The 17982-nt window shown below is 66.0% G+C and carries 22 protein-coding genes; 1 reads left to right on the top strand and 21 read right to left on the bottom strand.

The genetic code is table 11. From position 1 onward, the window contains the following. Positions 1–2: 2 nt before the first annotated feature. Positions 3–563 (bottom strand): hypothetical protein, encoded by a 561-nt coding sequence (locus ABFD92_16840; GenBank protein MEN6506204.1) that lies wholly within the window; start codon positions 561–563, stop codon positions 3–5. A gap of 28 nt (positions 564–591) precedes the next feature. Between ABFD92_16840 and ABFD92_16835 the strand changes: the two genes are divergently transcribed. Continuing rightward, entirely contained in the window at positions 592–963 is a 372-nt protein-coding gene (locus ABFD92_16835) for a hypothetical protein (protein ID MEN6506203.1), read from the top strand. A 54-nt stretch (positions 964–1017) separates the two neighbouring features. Here ABFD92_16835 and ABFD92_16830 read toward each other — a convergent pair whose 3' ends face one another. The 20 genes from ABFD92_16830 to ABFD92_16735 all read right to left on the bottom strand — a co-directional run bounded on the left by ABFD92_16830 (position 1018) and on the right by ABFD92_16735 (position 17980). After that, positions 1018–1812 carry a hypothetical protein gene (locus ABFD92_16830; protein ID MEN6506202.1) on the bottom strand — a complete coding sequence of 265 codons (795 nt, stop codon included), beginning with the start codon at positions 1810–1812 and terminating at the stop codon, positions 1018–1020. Next, positions 1809–2408: a hypothetical protein gene (locus ABFD92_16825; GenBank protein MEN6506201.1), complete on the bottom strand. Its 600-nt coding sequence runs from the start codon at positions 2406–2408 to the stop codon at positions 1809–1811. Before ABFD92_16825 ends, ABFD92_16830 begins: the two co-directional genes overlap by 4 nt. Further along, the gene (locus tag ABFD92_16820) at positions 2395–3339 is read right to left on the bottom strand and encodes a hypothetical protein (GenBank protein ID MEN6506200.1); all 945 of its coding nucleotides are present in this window, start codon (positions 3337–3339) and stop codon (positions 2395–2397) included. Before ABFD92_16820 ends, ABFD92_16825 begins: the two co-directional genes overlap by 14 nt. Further along, on the bottom strand, positions 3327–3998 hold the full coding sequence (locus ABFD92_16815; protein MEN6506199.1) for a hypothetical protein: 672 nt from the start codon (positions 3996–3998) through the stop codon (positions 3327–3329). Before ABFD92_16815 ends, ABFD92_16820 begins: the two co-directional genes overlap by 13 nt. 31 nt (positions 3999–4029) lie before the next feature. Continuing rightward, entirely contained in the window at positions 4030–5073 is a 1044-nt protein-coding gene (locus ABFD92_16810; protein MEN6506198.1) for a major capsid protein, read from the bottom strand. Between the two features lie 26 nt (positions 5074–5099). After that, complete coding sequence (locus tag ABFD92_16805) at positions 5100–6023, bottom strand: hypothetical protein (GenBank protein MEN6506197.1); 924 nt, start codon at positions 6021–6023, stop codon at positions 5100–5102. 193 nt (positions 6024–6216) lie between these two features. Continuing rightward, the gene (locus ABFD92_16800; protein ID MEN6506196.1) at positions 6217–6435 is read right to left on the bottom strand and encodes a hypothetical protein; all 219 of its coding nucleotides are present in this window, start codon (positions 6433–6435) and stop codon (positions 6217–6219) included. Then, on the bottom strand, positions 6432–8021 hold the full coding sequence (locus ABFD92_16795) for a hypothetical protein (GenBank protein MEN6506195.1): 1590 nt from the start codon (positions 8019–8021) through the stop codon (positions 6432–6434). The genes ABFD92_16800 and ABFD92_16795 overlap by 4 nt, the downstream gene beginning before the upstream one ends. Further along, positions 8021–9544, bottom strand: coding sequence for a hypothetical protein (locus ABFD92_16790; GenBank protein ID MEN6506194.1), 1524 nt, complete (start codon positions 9542–9544; stop codon positions 8021–8023). Before ABFD92_16790 ends, ABFD92_16795 begins: the two co-directional genes overlap by 1 nt. Position 9545: 1 nt before the next feature. Next, positions 9546–11012, bottom strand: a complete 1467-nt coding sequence (locus ABFD92_16785) for a hypothetical protein (protein ID MEN6506193.1) — start codon at positions 11010–11012, stop codon at positions 9546–9548. Between the two features lie 6 nt (positions 11013–11018). Further along, positions 11019–11570: a helix-turn-helix transcriptional regulator gene (locus tag ABFD92_16780; GenBank protein ID MEN6506192.1), complete on the bottom strand. Its 552-nt coding sequence runs from the start codon at positions 11568–11570 to the stop codon at positions 11019–11021. Beyond that, positions 11530–12933, bottom strand: a complete 1404-nt coding sequence (locus tag ABFD92_16775; GenBank protein MEN6506191.1) for a DNA modification methylase — start codon at positions 12931–12933, stop codon at positions 11530–11532. The genes ABFD92_16780 and ABFD92_16775 overlap by 41 nt, the downstream gene beginning before the upstream one ends. Before the next feature lie 217 nt (positions 12934–13150). After that, the gene (locus ABFD92_16770; GenBank protein MEN6506190.1) at positions 13151–13420 is read right to left on the bottom strand and encodes a hypothetical protein; all 270 of its coding nucleotides are present in this window, start codon (positions 13418–13420) and stop codon (positions 13151–13153) included. Between the two features lie 27 nt (positions 13421–13447). Continuing rightward, positions 13448–14128 carry a hypothetical protein gene (locus tag ABFD92_16765; GenBank protein MEN6506189.1) on the bottom strand — a complete coding sequence of 227 codons (681 nt, stop codon included), beginning with the start codon at positions 14126–14128 and terminating at the stop codon, positions 13448–13450. Further along, on the bottom strand, positions 14128–14709 hold the full coding sequence (locus ABFD92_16760) for a methyltransferase domain-containing protein (GenBank protein MEN6506188.1): 582 nt from the start codon (positions 14707–14709) through the stop codon (positions 14128–14130). Before ABFD92_16760 ends, ABFD92_16765 begins: the two co-directional genes overlap by 1 nt. A 1-nt stretch (position 14710) precedes the next feature. After that, positions 14711–15694: a hypothetical protein gene (locus tag ABFD92_16755; GenBank protein ID MEN6506187.1), complete on the bottom strand. Its 984-nt coding sequence runs from the start codon at positions 15692–15694 to the stop codon at positions 14711–14713. Continuing rightward, a complete protein-coding gene (locus ABFD92_16750; GenBank protein MEN6506186.1) occupies positions 15694–15963 on the bottom strand; it encodes a sigma factor-like helix-turn-helix DNA-binding protein in 270 nt (89 codons plus the stop codon). The genes ABFD92_16755 and ABFD92_16750 overlap by 1 nt, the downstream gene beginning before the upstream one ends. 223 nt (positions 15964–16186) lie before the next feature. Then, entirely contained in the window at positions 16187–16486 is a 300-nt protein-coding gene (locus tag ABFD92_16745) for a hypothetical protein (protein MEN6506185.1), read from the bottom strand. Positions 16487–16622: 136 nt separating this feature from the next. Further along, the gene (locus tag ABFD92_16740) at positions 16623–16970 is read right to left on the bottom strand and encodes a hypothetical protein (GenBank protein ID MEN6506184.1); all 348 of its coding nucleotides are present in this window, start codon (positions 16968–16970) and stop codon (positions 16623–16625) included. Continuing rightward, complete coding sequence (locus tag ABFD92_16735; GenBank protein MEN6506183.1) at positions 16967–17980, bottom strand: hypothetical protein; 1014 nt, start codon at positions 17978–17980, stop codon at positions 16967–16969. Before ABFD92_16735 ends, ABFD92_16740 begins: the two co-directional genes overlap by 4 nt. Between the last annotated feature and the right edge of the window lie 2 nt (positions 17981–17982).

Raw genomic sequence — 17982 nt, 5'->3', positions numbered from 1 at the left:
GGTCAACCCGCGACCGCTTTGGCGGCCACGGCCTTAAATGCCTTGCGAAGGCCCGTGATGACGGCGTTGGCGTTTCGGCTGTTGGCAAAGTGCAGCCACGGACGCGGCGGGATCCGGCCGCGGGTGTCGCTGGCGCCGCCATGGGCGCTGCCCTGGTGGACCGGCCCCCACAGCGGACCCTTCCACACCAGAAACAAATGCTTGTCCTGGACCTGCCAGGTGAAGCGTTTGGGCGAGAGCATGTCCCCGCTGAGGGTCAGCCACAGCTTGGCCAGGGCCGCCGGGTATGCCGGGCCGGATTTTGCGCGGCGGCTGTAGCGCTTGAAGTCGCCGCCGGAGGAGGATAGCTGGAGCTTCTTCTGGTAGCTCTGGGAGTACGGGGCGTACGGCTGGTTGTCGGGGCCGATGCCCGCCTTGGCCGAACCGATGACGACCTTAGTGACGGTCTCACCAGAGCCTTTGACAAACTCCTCCAGGACGGCGCCGCTGTCGAGCATCGCCTTGAGCTTGGCGGTCAGGCGGTCGACGTCGCGGCGGTAGTTCGGGCCCAGAGTTGTGGCCATGGGCTCAGCTCCACGCTACAATTCCACCATGCCGCCATTATGCCCGGTCTGCCGCATGGGATTTCAGTTCGAATGGTCCGCCGACGACGGAACGATTCTCTGCGTCCATCGGCTGGTCTACTCGGCCGGCCGCTTCGAGGCCCACGGCTGCCTGATCACCGATAACCTGGTGCTGCGCGGCGTCGTGATGAACGGTGCGGCCGCAGGCGCGGCGACATCGCCCTGCGAGATCTGCGGCGAGCCGATGCTGGCGGGCTGGTCGGACGAAAAGCTCAGGCCCCTCATGGCCCATCGCCTCGTCGACGCCGGGGCCAGCGACAGCCGCCGGGCATATTCGCTCCTGGAAGGCTGCAGGCGCTCCGGACGTCCAGATACCGCCGGCAAGCCTGATCGTGCCTGAAAGGGCGGGTTTCAACCGTCTCAGGGGGTCGAAAATCGCCCCCAAATCGCCCGCCTACATCCGCGTGGGGGTTACCGAGCCCACCCCTTGCCGCCGATCGGCGTCGGAGTCGTCGTCGGGGTCGGAGTTGAAGGCCAGGTTCCACGCCGAGATGCACTCGCGGCGCATCGCGTCGTGATAGTCCCGCCTGGCGCTGTAGAGAGTTTCCGTTGCCCGCTCGACGCACGAGGCAAAGGCCAGCATCAGCGCCCAGTGCACGGCCGCGTCCTTGAGCTGGTCGGGCGCGGCCAGGCGGCGAAAGTCCGGCAGGCTGCGGTCGGCCCCGGCCTGGTGACGATGCTCCGGCGCTCCGGAGCCGCCCAGTTGGCCCGTGAACATCTGACCCACCAGCAGCAGCACCTTTCGGCTGGCCGCCCAGCAGAAGCGCGCCATGCCGCCGGTAGCGTCGTAGATTGTCGCAGGCAACGACGTGAGGTCCTGGAACTCCTCGGCCAGATCGGCGTCGACGCACAGCGAGGCCAGCATGGGCGCGGCCGCCGCGGGGTCCTGGATATATTCCTCCAGCCACAGTTCGCCGCCTATGCCGCTGGAGTTGGAGGCCGCCAGGGCGATCTTGACCGCCGCGCCGTCGACCGATGCGATCGAGGCCGAACCCTCGGCCACCTTCGAGGCCAGGGCCGCGTCCTTGTACAGACTCACCGTCATCGTCGCCCCAACGGTAACGAACCGCACCCACAGCCAGCCTGCGGCGGTGTTCCCCGCGTCCTTGCTGTTGAGCCCGGTCAGGCTCCAGCGGCTGGTGCGCAAGGCGTTTCGGTCTTCGTACACGATGGGGTAGTCGAAGCTCATCGGTAGAACTCCCGCAGCCGCTGCCCCGCGTCGTCGGCATGAGCCCACGCGCGGCAGCGGGCGTGCTCGATGGTCTCTGCCGTCAGGGCGGCTCTCAGCGATCGCGCGTCGTCGCCGTCGAAGACGTCGGAAGAATGTTCCATCAGTTCGACCCGGGCGTTGCGCATGGCCTCGAGCTGATGCGTCGCGTGACGTCCCTCGTCGAGGCAGCGGCAGCCGAGCATGATCACCGGCCTGCACCCCACCGACAGCGCCCACAGCGCCGCGGTGACGGCCGTGTTGGGCCTCAGGATCAGACGCCCGGGGTTGAGGTACCGCCCAAGCGGCCCGCCGACGCCCGGCAAGGCGATGTGGTCGGCGTTGCTCCAGACCGACGCGTCGCAGATGCAGGGGACTTCGTCAAAGTAGCTCGACCCGTCGTCAATGTCGCCGTCGATGAACACGTGGACATCGCCGGTGACGTCGTGGACCCGGTGGGAGCGGTTGACCGTGACGACCAGTCGGCCCTGACGGCGGGCCATGCAGGTCTCGATGGCCGCCGGGGCGGTCCTGCCGCTGCCGATCACGAATGCACAGACGTCTTCAAAGGGGAGCATGTTTGGACAGGCCTTCCATCATTTCGCCCAGAACGTCTCCGCGGGCGATCTCGTCGAAGCTCCACTGGCGATGGGCCAGGCGGTGGAGATACTCCACCGACAATTCGCCCCGCGCCAAGCCGCCGTCGATGTACTTTTCCATGGCCCACGGCAAGTCTGACGGATCCACCTGCGGCACCAGGCCGCAGACGGTGTAGACCGCAGCGCCCAGGGCCAGCACCGGACAGCCCCACGCCATCGCCTCGTTGGCCGATGAGGAATTGACCGTCACGCAGAACCGCGCGCCCGCAACAGCCTGCTCGAGCGTGCCGCCGATCATGCGGCTGCGGCCTTGGGTGCCGCACTGCCAGTCATGCAGCGGGTGGGCCCGCACGCGGATCTCGATGCCCTTGGGGCAGGCCGCCTCCACGGCACGGACGAGCGGGCCGGGGGTGGTGATGATCTCGCCCTGGAGCTGGTAATCGCCGGGCACCTGCAGCAGCACCAGCACGTAGCCGCTGTTGCGGTGGCAGACCGGATGAGCGTAGCGGCCAAAGGCCGTCTCGAAACGCTCTGCGCTTGAGAGCCTGGGGCGGATCTGCTCCCAGACGCCGCTCATCAGGTCCGGCGCCCAGGAGGCGCGGGCGTTGAAGCCGTCCCAGTCCATCTGCACATGCCGGCGACGGTCGAACCATCCGTGTTCCATCACCAGCACGGGGCATCCCTGCCGCCGCAGCGTGCGGGCATATTCGCCCCATCGTCCGTGGCCGCCGTTCCACAGGACCGCCGCCGAGACATTGCGGTCCCACAGGGGCAGACGTCCGTCGCAAACGACCAGCGGCTCGTAGCCGGCGGCGCGGAGGCCTTCGGCCACGTGCGTATGGGGGTAGCCAATAGTGCGCCCGCCGTCGCGCCACTGGCGGGCCGATGCGATCAGTCCTATCGGGACCATGCCTGCCAATCCATCGGCTCGACCGCCTTCAGCGCCGACTTGGCGGAAAGGTTCACCAGTCGGCCGCCTTCATCGGTGATCGCGTTGGCGGCAAACGCAAAGTCTTTTTCGATGTGGGGCGGAACCGGCTTGTCGTAGAGCCCCTGATAGGCCATCTCCGCACCGCTCCATCGCTCGATCATGGCGGCGTGAGGGCCGCAATAGTCAACCCCGATCATGGCGATGTCGCGGCAGCCGCACAGCCAGGCCCAGTTGACGGCCATCAGAACCGCCGACGAGTTGTGCATCACCCACAGACCGTCCGGGCTCTCAGGGCAACTGCTCTGCCAGTCCTTGGCAAAGCACACGTGTTCATCGGCGTACGCCGTGCGGTCGTGCCCCACGACCCATCCGCCTGAGCGGCTGAAGGGGATGACGAACTGCTGCTCGTAGAGGCTGCCCCATCGCTGGTCGAGCCAGAATCGCCGCGGGCGGTCGCGCAGCACCAGGACGTCCAGCCGAACGTTTGCCAGGGCCGAAAACACCAAGGCGCGGTTGGTGCCGATCCGCCACAGCGGCCCGCGCACGTCAAGAACACGCCATGCCTCCGGCGGCAGAGCATCGACGGAGGATCCGTTGCCGATGACGACCGCTCGGAGGCATGACGTTGGACGCTTCATGGATCTGCCTTATGACTCGCCAGCCAGTCGCTTAGACGGTGGCGTTGAAGATGCCCTTGACGACCAGCAGGTCGCGGTGGTCTTCGTAGTCCTCGTCCCAGTTGCCGGCCGTGGCCAGCTGCACGTCGGTGGGGTTGGCCGTCGCCGAGTTCCATTTCATCCCGTGGATGCGGTACTCGACGTCGTAATCCTGCCGCACGGTGTGGTAGAGGACTTCCTTGTCGGTGTAGTCCGTGATCACCGTGCCGGTCTCGGAGACGATGGTCGCCTTGGCGGCCGCCTGCCCCAGGCCCAGGATGCAGTGCTCGGTGTAGTAGCTGGAGGTCTGGACGCTGGACAGGGCCGCGACGTCCATGACCATCACCGAGCGGCCGAAGGCCTGCACCACGTCACGGTAGATCGTGACGCCGGCGACGTTCTCGAGCTTGTAGTTGCTGATGGTGTCGCCGACGAGATCGGTGAAGATCTCGCTGGGCATGACCAGCAGGCGGATGCGCTCGCGGGCGTCGCCCATCTTGGCCAGCAGCTGGTTGATGTACGACATCGTCGCGGCGACCTTGGCACCGGCGGTCTTTCCGCGGGCCACATCCAGCACGTGGATGTCGGCCGAGGCCGTGCTGCCGTCGGTGGTGTCGGCCGAGTCGACCGCCGCCACCAGGGCCGCGATCACCTGGTTGCGGATGGACACGACGCGCTCCTCGGCGAACATCCGGGCCAGCGCTTCGGTGTAATCGGCCGGGGTCTTGAAGCCCGACATGACCTCGTCGCGCGTGACCTTGGCCGGACCCAGGCGGCGCTGCTGGATGACGCTCTTGCCCTTGGCCTGCTCGACCGAGACCGTCGCGGCGTCGTTGCCGGGGTTGGTGGTGTCGTTGCGGGTGTCGAGCCCGCTGGGCCGCTTGATGCGGACGTTCTGCGTGAAGTCGCCGCCTCGCTGGGCGCGCTTGGCCGGCTCGCTGTCGAGCACCAGGCAGCCGCCGCTGGCGCTGTTGAAGACGTCCATGATTTCGGCGGTCGCCCGCAGCGACTCGCTCTCGTACAGTTCCGGGATCACCATGTTGGTGCTTCGTGCCATTGCTCAGACTCCTTCGTCTGCACCGGTCATTTCTTGTACCGGTTGGTTCCGTGAATTCGTACCAGGTCAAGATACGCATCCTGACCCTTCTCTCGAATGAACGCGGCCTTGGCCTGGGCGTCGCCGTCCAGTCGGGCCAGCAGCGCCGCGCCTTCCTGGCCTGCGCCTGCCCCGCCGCCGTGGGCTCCAGAGCCCGTGTCTCCCGAGGCCGGCAGGAACATCTGCCCCTCGGGGCTTGCGGCCCACTGCTCGACGAACTGATCGATGCTGATCGACTGGCCCGCCGCACCGGCCGGATCGGCGATCACGTTGCCCTGCTCGTCCAGGACGTTGACGATGGGGCTGTCTTCCTCGTCAAAGTCGACGCGGAATCGCGGCTGCAGGACCTTCATGGCCACGCCCAGCCGGTCGCTCTTGACGCCTTTTTTCGCCAGGGCCGACGTCAGCGGCTCAAGCACCTGCAGGCGGCGCAGGCGATCCTGAACGCGAGACAGGCGCTGCGTGACCTTGTCCTGATCGGCCTTGGCGGCCGCACGGGCGGCATCGAGCTGCTTATTGAGCTTTTCCTGCTCTTTCTTGAGGGCCTCGGAGAACTGGCCCTTGTCGACGAGCTGGTCGGTGTCCCGCTTGTGGGCGAGCTCTTCCAGTTCCGCCAGGCGCTGGGCCTGATCGGCCTGCTGCTGCTGCAGCGCCGTGAGTTGCTGCTCTGCCGCCTGGGCGCGCTGCCGGTACTTCTTGGACTGGGCGGCCTCGGCGGCATACTTCGTCTGCCACTCGTCAGGCGAGGGGGCGCCTTCACCGGCGCCTTCGCCACCCTCCCCGCCGGCGCCTTTTTCCTCGGGCGGCGTCAGGTAGGCCACGAACGAACGTCCGAAGCCGAAGGGCTTGGGGTTGACCAGCGGAACGATGCGGCCGAACACGTTGACATAGCGGGACTGCACGAGCTTCATTGCTGGGACTCCTCTTGGCCCGACGGGGCCGTTGGTGTGCAGGCCGCATCTAGAGCGCTGCCTGCGGGTGGACCCTGCCCGCTGCTGCGGGCAAACGCGTGGCCGCAGGCTCAGCGCTGCTGCGCCAAGCCGTGGGCCGGATGTTGAACCGCCCCGAGCGACTGCCTGGGGCGAACGGGAACGATAGGGCTGCTTACCGCTTGCCCATGACGGCCTCGACGGCCGGATGCATGGTCAAGCTGCTGTCCATCTCTTCGAACTGGATGCCGTTGTCGTTGGGCAGAGGAACATCATGGGAGCGCTCGCCACTGAAGACATCCACCGGGATCCCGTCAGGAAATGCGTCGCAGGTTCTGGGATTGCGGCTTATGTCCCGTAGGTGGCGGCAGGTTGTGCACAGCATGATATTCATCGTCTGAGTTTCCGAGGCCCGTACTTTCGGGCCAGGTCCATGACTGATGTATTATAACGCACTCCGGCTGCCCGGCCAACAAAGAGCTCGGCGATGAACTCCGCCGGGTTAAGCGATGCATAGCCGCTGACCTGGCCGGCAATGTGGATTTCGCCGATGCTCGCAAAGTCGGCCAGTTTCTTTAGCCTTTTGTACGCCTCCGGATCATCCAACTGCTGGTGGGCGTGGGCCGTCTCGTGAAGAATCACGTGAAGAGAGTCCTCGGTGGACCAATCTCCGACGATGTACCGCCTCTTGGCATAAGATTGCGGATCTTTCCAGAACGGGGCGTCGGTGTTGATCAGAATCCGCCCGTCCCGCGTCTTGGCCGGCGAGGTGCTTCGGACGCTGAACTCCGCCGGAGCCACCTCGACGCTCCTGGGCATCTGGATGCCTCGGGCTTTGGCCTCGGCCAAGGCCTGGGCGACGTTGTTGGCAATGGCCAGATCGCCGCCGAACTCGGCGCGTTCGACGCCTTCATTGATGACGATTCGACGGGCCTCTTCCACAGACTCAAACGGCTTCCATCCCGTGACCTTGCGGATAACCTCCGGCGCCGGGCCTGGCATTCGGCCTTCGACGGGCCGCCCGCGAACCTCGGGCACGTCGTCGATGGCGGCCGTCTCTTCGACGTGAAGCGGCGAGTTGGGCCGCGACTGGTCGGCGGCCGTGCCCTCGGGCACCAGGACGCACATGCAGGCCGACCCGCAGTACGTCTCGGCGTTGCCCGGCGACTCGCTGGCGTACTCTTCGGCCTTGACCTGTTTGCCGTGTCGGGCCTGGCAGCTGGGGCAGGCCCCGGAGGCGTTGACGGCGATCCACGTGAAGGTGTCGTAGCCGCCCTGCCGGAAAGCCATGGTCTGGGAGTGCTCGGCCTGGCGGCGGATGTGGTCGCGCGCCTGGGCCTGCACCCGCGTTTCGAAGCGGGCCAGAAAACTCTTGCGGGCCTTGACGTTGCCCTTGATCCGGTTGAGCTTCTCTCGCGCGGCGTCGACGACGTCGTAATTTCCCGTGCGGCTGGCGCGTTCTTCAGCCCTGCGCAGCACTCGCGAGGCCTTCTGCTGCTGCAGGCGGCCCTGACGGATGGAGATCAGTTCCGAGCGGTCGGCGCTGACGAGGGCCTCGACAAGTTCCTTGCGGCTTCGCCCGTCGCGCAGGGCCTCGACAAAGGCGACGTTGATGTCGTTGGACAGGCCGCCGGTTTCGCGCTTCAGAGAGGCGTAAAAGCTGGCCAGGTTGCTCTTGGCGTACCGCTCGTCCTGCTGGCGGATGCCGCCCCGCAGTTCGGCGATCGTCAGCCCTTCGGCCTTGAGCACCGGCTCGGCGGCCTTTCGGCCGATGGCCCGGGCCTGGGGCAGATACTCTTTCGCCATCGCCCTGGCAATGGCGGTCTCCAGCCTCGCGATCGCCCGGTCGCTCCGCGGCGAACCGTCATACAGCGCCGCCGAGGCGTACCGGTTGATCAGGGCGTTGAGACCGACGGCCGTGTCGGCGCCCTCGATCAGATCTCGCCGGATGGCCACCGCCTTGAGAATGGAGTCGGCCATTACGGCGCCTCAGGGTCGACGGGTTCTCCACTCTGGCCCTCGGCGGAGGCGTTGCCAAGGATCGGCACGACGGTGAACGTCGCGGCTTCGATTTCCTTCATGGCCTTCTCGTGCATCGGGTCGTCGTCGTTGATCATCGCGTCGACGATCTTGGAAAACATCGCCTTGGTCGTCGAGGGCAGTTCGTCCTGGACGCCGACGGAGACCCACGCGCGGGCCTGGGCGATCAGTTCCGAGACGCTGGTCAGGACGTACTTCTTGTTGTACTCGACGCTGTAGCCCAGTTCGTCGGCGGTGATGGGCTTGCCCAGTTCGCGGCTGACCATCAGGCGGATGATTTCCCGCTCGACTTCCTCGGCGGCCCCGGCGGTCGAACGCATCTCGTTGTCCAGGTCCGTCCGCTCGACGGCCACCTGGACGCCCGAGGCGGCGCGGCTCTGCAGGTCGCCCTGGTTGCCCGTCAGCTTGCCGATGCGCAGGATCGACTCCATGAGCATCTGGGCGAACTCGATCTTGCCGCGAATCTGGTCGAACTCGGCGGCGATCTGGGTAATGCTGGCACCCTCGGGCAGCGCCCAGCAGCCCATCGGCGTGATCGTCGAGGGGATCTGATCGGACCCCACGCCCGTGGCCACCATGAAGCCGATGGAGCGGTAGATGTCGATCTGGATCTGGCTGATGAGGTTCAGCAGGAACCGCGCGATCGGGGCGATGCGGCTCAGCAGCGACAGGGGCACCTTGGGGAAATCCGCCCGCATCGATTCCTTGAAGTACATCGTCACCACGGGCACCTGGCCGATGGCGATCGTTCCGCTTTCGACGGTCGTGGCGGTCTTGCCGTCGCCGCTGACGGTGTAGAGCCGCCACTGGCCGGCGGTCATCGTCAGGTACTGGCAGGCCGCAATCTGGGCGTCGGTCTCGTCGGCCTTGGACGGGGCGCCGAGGCGGTAGCGGGCCCAGAGGTACTTGCCGGCGTAATCGACGGCCCAGTCCATGCGCTCGATCGCACTGAAGACGTGCACGTACGGCCTCAGGCCCAGGGCGGCCTCCTCGGCGCGGTCTTTGGGCGCGGAGCCCTCGGGCGGCCGCTTCTTGTCGACGACCACGTCGACGCCGTTGATGTAATGCATCGCCACGACGCGGCGCATGAGCTTGTCCATGCTCGTGCCGGCCCCGTCGACGTCCTTGACGAAGCGGTCGATGATCTCCTTGTACGCGCTGGCGTCGTAGTGCCGCGAAGGCAGCGACCGGAAGAGGTTGTCGACCCGAAGGTTGATCAGGTCCTGGCAGTGGTCCATCGCGAACGAGGCGTTTCGCCGCCAGGCGTACTGGGCCGCCGGCTCGACGTTGTCGCCGGTGTCGCCGCCGAACTTGTCCAGGTGCTCCCCGTCGCGCAGCACGTGCAGATGCATCTCCGCGAAATCGCGGTTGAGCAGCCACGACGGCAGGAGCTTGCTGTAGAGCGGGTGCACCGCCTGCGGGTCGAACTCCATCACCGTGGGGATCGGGGGGACCGTTGACATTTCACGCGGCTCCGAGGCGTTTGACGCCGATGGTTCGCGGCTTCTGGCGGTTGACGACGAAGTATCGCAGGGCGTCGGGGATGTGCTCGAACTCCTGCGGGTCCGCCGGCTCGTCGAGCCAGATGTTGTTGACCTTGCGGTTGTGGTAGCTCTGCATGGCCCGCACGAAGGCGGCGTTGTTGGCCGACGGCACGAACATCAGCCGAGGCGGCCCGGACGCAGGCGCCAGAAGGCCCCGGACCATCTCGATGCCGTTGCGGACCTCGCGCATGGCCGGGGCCAGCGTGTAGGTGCAGCGGATGGCGTACTGCTGGGCGAAGACGTCGACGTTGCTCTTGCCGGTCTGGTCGCTGCGGTTGCGGCCGGCCGGGTCGCAGTACGTCTCGACCACGCTCTTGATGGCGTGGGACTGAATATAGCGGGCGTGCTCGTGGATGGTGCCCGCTTCGGCCTGGTAGGTATCCAGCACGTACGCGGCGCCGTCCTTGTCCTGGCCGATCCAGAGGCACACGAAGACGCCGTGGCCCCAGTCGATGGAGCGGTAGATCTTCAGGTCCGCCGGCGGCCGCGGGCAGGCGTGAACCTGTGGGTCGAACTCCGGCCAGACAAGCCCTTCCGACGAGGGCCGCTTGCAGAGGATCTCGGCGTCCCACATTCGGGCGCTCATGCGCTGGCGGAACTTGACGGCGTCCTCGATCGTCAGAAGCCCGCAACATTCGGCGGCGATGCCGACGTTGCGGTCGTTGTCCTGGTGGAACTGCCGGGCCTTTTCCACGCAGCAGTCGCCCAGCGGGCAGATCGCGCAGCCCCGGCCGTTCTGGTGGCGGTCGGGGGGACAGTTGGCCAGGGCCTCCCAGATGTTCCAGCGGTGCAGCCGAACGCCGTTTGCGGGGCAGCCGTCGATCAGCTTGCCCATGGGCCCGGCGGGCCGGTGCCACGTGCTGTCGTAGATCGTCCGAGAGGGCGTGTCGGGCCTGCCGGCCATCATGCCGACGGAGGCCTCGAGCAGCTCGGGGTCCATCTCGTCGAGTTCGTCGTTGAACAGCCGCTGGATCTTCGGCCCACGGACGCGCTTCTGGCTGGCCGCCAGCACCGCGAAGGAGCCGCCGTTGACGGCCGTTCGGGTAATGGTCGGTTCGCCCTGGAGCACGTCGGCCAGAACGCCCCGGCACCAGGCGGCCCAGTAGCCGTAGAGGTTATTGGCCTGGTCCTGCGAACCCGACAGCACGCGGCCGAGCAGGCCGGTGTTGAAGCGGAAGTCCAGGGCCGCCACGACCGAGGCCGACAGCGTCTTGATGCCCGAGCGGTTGGCCCAGGCAGCCAGGTCCTGGCCTGGGTTGAAGTAGGCGTCTGCGACAAAGGCGAACGGGTTGGAGTGCCCCGCCGTGAAACTCTTCCATGGGAGCTTCAGCCCGAAGTGGTGGGCGATGAAGCCCCACAGCTGCTGTTGTGTCGTTGGTCGGTCCACATGGCACTACGGCTTTTGCTTTGCCGGATCCACCGGCGGGCCACCCGAGGCGGCGAGGAACTCGTAGAACTTCAGGGCCATGTCGGCGGGGATCCCGGCCGGCAGGTCGTTGGTGGTCTGCTGAGTCTGGTTGACCTCGACGTTCACCGTCGGAGCGCTGCCGGGGGGCATCACGAACGTCAGCAGGTCCCGCGCGGCCTTGCGCGAGGTCTCGGCCGGCGTGGTGGGGTCGGACATGATGGCGTACAGCTTGGCGAACGCCGGCAGTGCCGCTCTGGCGCCCATCCGACGGGCCTGGTCTATAAAGCCATCGCTGATGGCCCGGATTCGCGGCTGCAGGTCAGGCCGACGTTCCCCGCGGGAGATCTTGCCGATCATGTCCTCGGTGAGGCCGAACTGCTCGCCCATCTGAGCCTGTGTCAGATTGCCCTTGGCGATGGCCAGGCACAGTTCGTCGTCGTCGTACTGCTTAGCTTTCTTGGCGACCGGCGAGGGCTGGCTTGCGGCCGGCACGATCTCACTGGCCGGCGGCGTCGGGTTGGGCTGGGCTTGGTCCATTGCCGCGCTGGGCCTTTTGTCCGCTCAGGGCCTCCCATCGTTGCACGATCACGTCGCAGTACAGCGGGTCGAGTTCCATCAGGAAGGCCCGCCGGCCCGTCTGCTCGCACGCGATCAGCGTGCTGCCCGAGCCGCCGAATAGGTCCAGCACGTTTTCGCCCGGCAGCGAGGAGTTGCGGACCGCCCTCGCCGCCAGTTCGACGGGCTTCTCGGTCAGGTGCACCATCTTCTGGGGGCTGACCTTCTTGACCTGCCAGATGTCCTGCTCGTTGGCCGGGCCGTAGAAGCGATGGGCCGCCCCTTCCTTCCAGCCGTAGAAGCACCACTCGTGACAGCCCATGTAATCCTTGCGGGTCATCACCGGGTGTTGCTTGTCCCAGATGATCATCTGGCTGAAGTACAGCCCCGCCTCGACCAGCGCCGGCGGATAGTTGGCGATGTTCGAATAGCCGCCCCAGATGTAGAAGCCGCGACCGGGCTCCAGCACGCGCGTGATGTTGCCGAACCACGCCTTGAGCATCGCGTCGAAGGCCTCGTCGCTGACGAAATCGTTCATCAGCGGCCGGTCCTTGGCCCGCAGCTTGTCGTGCGTGGCGCGGGGAAGGCCGTTGCGCGAGACGTCCGACTGCTGGTGGTGCGTCAGGTCCCCGACGCGGCAGGTCTTGTTCAGGAACTTGCGCTGACTCAGACCGTCGCCCTCGAAACTCGACAGGCCCGCGGCGATGGCGTTGTTGCTGCGCGGCTCGACCTTGACGTTGTACGGCGGGTCGGTGTTGACCAGGTGCACCGTCGAGCCGCCCATGAGGCGGTCGAGATCTTCGACGCTTGAACTGTCGCCGCAGAGCAGGCGGTGTTCACCCAGCGTCCACAGGTCGCCCGGAAGGGTCGTCGCCTTGTCCGGCGGCAGCGGGGCCGCGTCCTGGTGGACGTCCGGGTCGCCGGCCAGACGAAGCACTTTCTGAATCTCGGCGTCGGTGAAGCCGGTAACCGACGTCATGTCGATGCCCAGGCAGGCCGAGTCGATGTCTTTAAGCACACCGGCCAGCATCGCCGGGTCGAACGTGCCCTGGGCCTCCTGGTTGTTCAGGGCGATATTCAAGGCCTTGGCTTTGGCGTCGCTGAGGCCTTCGAGAAACACCACCGGCACCAACTCGTCGGGGTACTGCCGGATGGCGTTGGCCTTGAGCCTCTGATGGCCGCCGATGACCAGCCGGTCTTCGCGCCGGGCGATCAGGGGGTCGACGAATCCATGGCTGTCCAGCAGCGCCGCCAGGCGCTTCAGGGACGCCTGGTCAATGGTGCGGGGATTGTAATCGGCGGCGGCCAGCGTGACGAAGGGCACATACTCGATGGAAAGGGGCATTCATAAGTCGCGTTCTCCGTCGCCTGATGTCGATAAAAGAAACTGCTGTGGGTAACGCCAGGGCCTTGCCGGGGTCTGAACCACCCTGGGGCGGGGTTGGCCGTCGCCTGCCCCGCCGCCCTGGCACCTGGTGGGGCGCCTATTCGATTTCCAGCGCTGCGGCTTCCTTGGCCGCTTCGCCGACGCTCTTGAGGTTCTGGATCTGCCGGCGGCTGCCTTAGCCGCAGTTGGCGCCATGCTCGCCCTTGGCGATGCACGGGCGGGAAATGAGCTTGTCATGCAGAGAGCGGTTGAGCTTGAGCAGATCGCTGGTCAGCGACGACAGGTCGCTGATGGCCTCGCTGTTGCGGGCGATCACCGCGTTGGTAGCCTCGAGCACGGCCAGCAGCCGCTTGACCAGCCAGAACACGATCCCCAGAAGCACCGCGCAGAATCCGGCAAACCCGTACTGCACGATCGGCTGCAACAAAGCGTCGGCGTTGCCCACTACGGTCTCCCTTACGCAAACAGAGGCTCAGTCCCAGGACGGCGGCCGCCAGCCCAGGGCGATCATCGCCTGGGCCGCCGCGTCGCGCCGCTGCATGTGGTCGCTGCGGTTCTCGAGGCCGCAGCCGTCCCGCGTGACTGCCACGGAGCGGGCCGGAAGGTCGTCGACCCAGTGCGTCAGGCCCGTCTGCATCGTGATCGAGGCCGACAGCACGATGTCGTCTTCGCGACGGATGTCCTGGCTTAATCCGGCGGCGGTCCTGAAGGCCTCGGCCAGCAGTTGCCGCCGCGTCGCGTGCAGCAGCCCCTTGACCACGTCGGCCGGGCCGGGGGGCGTCTCGGGCATGATCGAGTACGGGCTCGGGCCGTCGGGGGCGATGTTTCGCCCGCGCCAGCCGACGACGCCGACGCCGGCGGCAATCGCAGACGAGGCCAGCCGCTCGCAGATGGACTGGTCGATCAGTTCCAGATCGTCGTCGACAAAGACCACGACCTCTTCGCTCATCAGCAGCGCAACCGCGTGGCGAGCCGGGCAGCCGAAGTTCTCGCCGGCCACGACGTTCACCACGCCTTCGATGACCTGCGACGACGGGGCGTTGTGCCAGACGACGATGGTTGCCGGCGGATGGTGCTGGGCCTTGACCGAATCGACCGTGCGCTTGAGGCTCTCAGGCCGCTTCCAGCCCAGGATGACCGCGCCGTAGTCCATCAGTATCTCGTGAAAATCATCGCGTTCTGCACCACCCAGATACAGCCGTGGGCGCTGCAGTCGGCGGTGAACTGGTCGACCGCCTCGCGCTGGTAGCGCAGGCCGAGGCCTTCCATCTTGGCCACCCAGTATTCCTTGGGCTTGCAGTTGACGTGCAGCGGCGGCTTGCCGGCCGGCGCGGCGGTGAAGAACAGCGTCTTGCTCGTCAGGCTCGCCAACAGGCGGCAGAAGGCGTCCTCGCAGGCCTCGTCGAGATGCTCGACGACTTCGACGCTGGCCGCCAGGTCCCAGTACGGCTGGATCATCACCGCCAGACGATCGGCGTTACGAAGATCGAAGTACAGCGTTGGAATGTTGCCCGGGATGTTCTGGAACGCCGAGCCGCTGCCCTCGACGCCCAGGACGGTGCAGCCGCGGGTGGCAAAGCCCGACAGCAGGTACCCGGCGCCGCTGCCGATGTCCACCACGCGCGACGGGGCGTACCGCTCAAACAGCCAGGCGGCGAAGTGGTCGTAGACGGCGCGGTACCTCTCGCGCGTGGAGTAGAACGGGTCGTCGTAGAGGGCGGTGATGTCGTTCATGTCAGAACTTGAACAGCGGCGAGGTTTCCGGATGTTGGACGAAGGCCGACTCGACCCGCATGCCGATGCGGCCCCACTCCAGCAGGGCCTCGATGAGCCGATGGGCCTGGCGGTGCAGCTGCCGGACCGAGCCGTTGTCGCCGTGCGTGGTGATGTGCCCTACGTGGTGCACGGTCGGGGCCTCGATGAACCCGCAGGACAAGCCAGCGACCGAGGCCCTCACGCCGTACTCGGCGTCGACGCCTCGGACAAAGAGCTCGTTGAAGAAACCCATTCGGTCGAACAGCCGCCTGCGGATCAGGACTGCCATGTTCACCACGTACGGATAGCCGCCGATCTCGTAGCCGCGGCGCGGCCGGTCGTCATGCCAGGCCGCCGGCAGGTCGTATCGCGACGCCGACAGGGCCGCCGGCAGATCGGGCGTGACCATCACGTCATCCTGGATGACAAGCACGTCCGCGTCGACGGCGTCGGCGGTGGCCTCGATCAGCAGCAGGTTGTACGCCTGGGCGATGGATTGGGTGTGTGCGGTGCGGGCCAGCGTCACCGGCAGCCGCGACGAGGCGCGGTCCAGCTGGCGAAAGCGCAGGCGGTCGACGCCGTTTGCCAGCCACACGAAGCGGTCGACACCCTGCAGGGCCGCGTGCGTCTCGATAATCGGGCCGATGTCGTGTTCCCGCGTTGACCAGGCCGTGACGACAACCAGCGGCCGCCGGGCGATCGGCGCGGGCGGCGGATCCACCGGCTTGCCGCCGGGAAAGACCCATCGGTTCACACCGCCCGTGGCGCCGTCTGCGCCCGGAGCTTTGGCCGCTGCGCCCGGAGTCACTGCGCCCGGAGTTGCATGGGGATCCGCCTGGCGGCCTTCCTCGACGAAGCCACGGGCCTCCAGTTCGGCCGCCACAGCGTCGCCGCTGGCCGTGAAGTCGACGCACTTGACGCGTCTGCCCTTGACGAAGCGGCGCATGGGTACAAGCGAGGCCATCACATCACCGCCCGGATCTGCGATGGCGACAGCTGGTCGAGGTTCTCCGGGTCTGTCGGGGTCAACTGGATCTTTCCGTTGTGCTTGTTGGGCCGGATGCCGTTGAGAATCATGTCCACGGCTCTGAGGTGCTTGCTGACGGCCTGCTGGCTGATCCCAAGGCGGCTGGCTATCTGGCGCTGGCTGAGATGCTCCACGTCGGCAAGCTGCCAGCACTGGCGCTCGCGAGGGGTCATTCGACCGACCAGGGCATGGTCCCCCTCTAACATATGGGGGTTGTCACCTGACCGGTTCCCGTGACCGGAGAATGTCTCAGGTTCGCAGCGTCTGCAGATGCCGTTTCTGTTACGCGTGTCCCTGCCGCAGTTTAGGCAGCACACAAGCTCTTGATTCGGGTTCGGCCATGCCATCGGTTCACTCCCTGTCGCGTTTTTTTTCTCTGTCACGGGCATGCATAATCCCGGTGCATAATTTCGCGGGTCTTTTGCGCCGTCACGCCATGTACCGCGGCGGGTGGGCTCCGCGTGGAACGGCCTGCATCGACGGGGGCAGGTGCTTGAGCGACTCGTCCAGGATCTCCACCCCCGTCGGCGGCCGCAGCGTCGCGTTGCGGTGGCCGGCGTAGGAACTGTACGAATACGACTCGGCAACCCAGTAGTCATCCGGCACCAGGCTGTCGAGCCAGCAGCCATAGCACACGTCCGGGCATGAGGCGCTGGGGCGTTCGATCTTGCCCCCGCAGACGGTGCAGACGGGCGGTTGGGGCTCGTTGCGATTTTGATGTGCAGCCATCCGTGGCTCCTTGTTACGAATTTTTCAGCAGTCGCCGGCGGACTGTGTTAAACTTCCCTTGCGGTCAGTACGTCGCCTTCCCGGGTGCACCCGGCGGTGATCCGGCTGGCCGCCTTGTTTTGCCCCATCGCCGGTTTCACTTCGACGCCTTCTCGATCAGGTACACGCTTTGGCCGCCCTGGTGCCGCCGGCAGACGACCGTCATGCCGCACCTGGCCAGGTACGCCCGCACTTCGCTGACCCGGCTGGTGTACTTGAGCGAGATCGCCGCCAGCTCCACGCCCGTGGCCGGACCCTGCCTGAGCCGCTCGAGCACGCGGGCGTTCTGATCGGTCAGGCGGGCCTTGTCGGCAGCGTCGGCAACGTGAGGCTCGATCTGCACGACGCCGGGCTCGACGGGCACGTGGTAAGTCTCGCCGAACCGCGTCCGCGTGACGCAAAACAGCGAATCTTGACCGTTTCTGCACCTTGCGGCGGTGTTCATGCCTGTGCCCTCGCCAAGGTTTTCCCGGAGGCTCTCTGGCCGGTGTCGGCGTCCCTGCGGTCTGTCCACCTGTCCCAGACATAGCCGTTGGCCTCGACCTTCTGTCGGACCCAGTTGATGAACAGGCTCAGCGGGTTCTTGGCTGTCGGGTCGCTCTTGAAAGCGCGGACCTGCTCGATGCAGTCCTCGCGGGCTCTGGGCCCGAGATGGCCGGTGTTGACGTGCAGCCGGCAGATCTTCGCAAGCGTGTGCTTGTTGAAATCCGTCATCGTGGCCCCGGCGGTCGAGCAGATGTCAAAGGCGAACCGCGTCGGCTCGTACTGGTGCGGCAAGGGCAGCGCGGCCTGCGGTTGCGAATGCGAAGGCGAACATGGAAGCGGAGCGACTGGCGAAGGTTTTTGCGAACGCGAACGCGGTTCTTCCGGTTGCCGTTCGCTTTCGTCTTTCGCTTTAACTTCCTCTTCTACTTTCGCTTTCGCTTTCGCTTCTTGAAGGGGCGGCGAATCCGCCGCAGCGTCGGGGCCATTCGCCGAATCCGCCGAAGGGGTATTTTCCTCAGGCACGTCGCGGTAGTGAACCCACCCACAGACGCTGTCACAAAGTATTTCTATACCGCGATTTATCTGCGATTCGGTGAAACACGTCATGATCTGCAGCATTCTCGGCGAAATCGGCGAACGGTTCTTTCCGAGAATATAGCCCCGGTACATGAAATTATTTCGTCCTGCAAGCTCCAGAAGCTTGATGAACAGCCCCCAGGCGACGATCCATGCGTCCTCGCCGAACTTTTCGGCGACCGCGTCGGCGACCTCCTGATAGGCCATATTGTCCCCGGACGGCCCCAGGACGTACAGTCGTATGTACTCATGGGGCTTGACGCGTTTTTTCTGTTTGGGCAACCACCTGCCGCAATCGGAGTTGGTCTCGTAGTGCTTTTCCCAGTCGGTGATGTACAGGGCTTTTTGTTTTTGGCTCATGTCCGGCATCCTTGTGTTGGCGTCTTCGCTCACGT

It is taken from the genome of Planctomycetaceae bacterium (genome assembly GCA_039680605.1).
Classification (GTDB): Bacteria; Planctomycetota; Phycisphaerae; order SM23-33; family SM23-33; genus JAJFUU01.
The sequence above is the reverse complement of the archived record's forward strand: the minus strand, read 5'-3'. Positions and strand labels throughout refer to the sequence as shown.

Bases quoted from the DNA above. Each gene is read 5' to 3' on its own strand.
- ABFD92_16795 (MEN6506195.1), bottom strand. From the start codon at position 8,021: ATGGCCGACTCCATTCTCAAGGCGGTGGCCATCCGGCGAGATCTGATC.
- ABFD92_16760 (MEN6506188.1), bottom strand. From the start codon at position 14,709: ATGAACGACATCACCGCCCTCTACGACGACCCGTTCTACTCCACGCGC.
- ABFD92_16775 (MEN6506191.1), bottom strand. From the start codon at position 12,933: ATGCCCCTTTCCATCGAGTATGTGCCCTTCGTCACGCTGGCCGCCGCC.
- ABFD92_16835 (MEN6506203.1), top strand. From the start codon at position 592: ATGCCGCCATTATGCCCGGTCTGCCGCATGGGATTTCAGTTCGAATGG.
- ABFD92_16820 (MEN6506200.1), bottom strand. From the start codon at position 3,339: ATGGTCCCGATAGGACTGATCGCATCGGCCCGCCAGTGGCGCGACGGC.
- ABFD92_16755 (MEN6506187.1), bottom strand. From the start codon at position 15,694: ATGGCCTCGCTTGTACCCATGCGCCGCTTCGTCAAGGGCAGACGCGTC.
- ABFD92_16800 (MEN6506196.1), bottom strand. From the start codon at position 6,435: ATGAATATCATGCTGTGCACAACCTGCCGCCACCTACGGGACATAAGC.
- ABFD92_16745 (MEN6506185.1), bottom strand. From the start codon at position 16,486: ATGGCTGCACATCAAAATCGCAACGAGCCCCAACCGCCCGTCTGCACC.
- ABFD92_16810 (MEN6506198.1), bottom strand. From the start codon at position 5,073: ATGGCACGAAGCACCAACATGGTGATCCCGGAACTGTACGAGAGCGAG.
- ABFD92_16750 (MEN6506186.1), bottom strand. From the start codon at position 15,963: ATGTTAGAGGGGGACCATGCCCTGGTCGGTCGAATGACCCCTCGCGAG.
- ABFD92_16830 (MEN6506202.1), bottom strand. From the start codon at position 1,812: ATGAGCTTCGACTACCCCATCGTGTACGAAGACCGAAACGCCTTGCGC.
- ABFD92_16740 (MEN6506184.1), bottom strand. From the start codon at position 16,970: ATGAACACCGCCGCAAGGTGCAGAAACGGTCAAGATTCGCTGTTTTGC.
- ABFD92_16840 (MEN6506204.1), bottom strand. From the start codon at position 563: ATGGCCACAACTCTGGGCCCGAACTACCGCCGCGACGTCGACCGCCTG.
- ABFD92_16790 (MEN6506194.1), bottom strand. From the start codon at position 9,544: ATGTCAACGGTCCCCCCGATCCCCACGGTGATGGAGTTCGACCCGCAG.
- ABFD92_16815 (MEN6506199.1), bottom strand. From the start codon at position 3,998: ATGAAGCGTCCAACGTCATGCCTCCGAGCGGTCGTCATCGGCAACGGA.
- ABFD92_16765 (MEN6506189.1), bottom strand. From the start codon at position 14,128: ATGGACTACGGCGCGGTCATCCTGGGCTGGAAGCGGCCTGAGAGCCTC.
- ABFD92_16805 (MEN6506197.1), bottom strand. From the start codon at position 6,023: ATGAAGCTCGTGCAGTCCCGCTATGTCAACGTGTTCGGCCGCATCGTT.
- ABFD92_16825 (MEN6506201.1), bottom strand. From the start codon at position 2,408: ATGCTCCCCTTTGAAGACGTCTGTGCATTCGTGATCGGCAGCGGCAGG.
- ABFD92_16780 (MEN6506192.1), bottom strand. From the start codon at position 11,570: ATGGACCAAGCCCAGCCCAACCCGACGCCGCCGGCCAGTGAGATCGTG.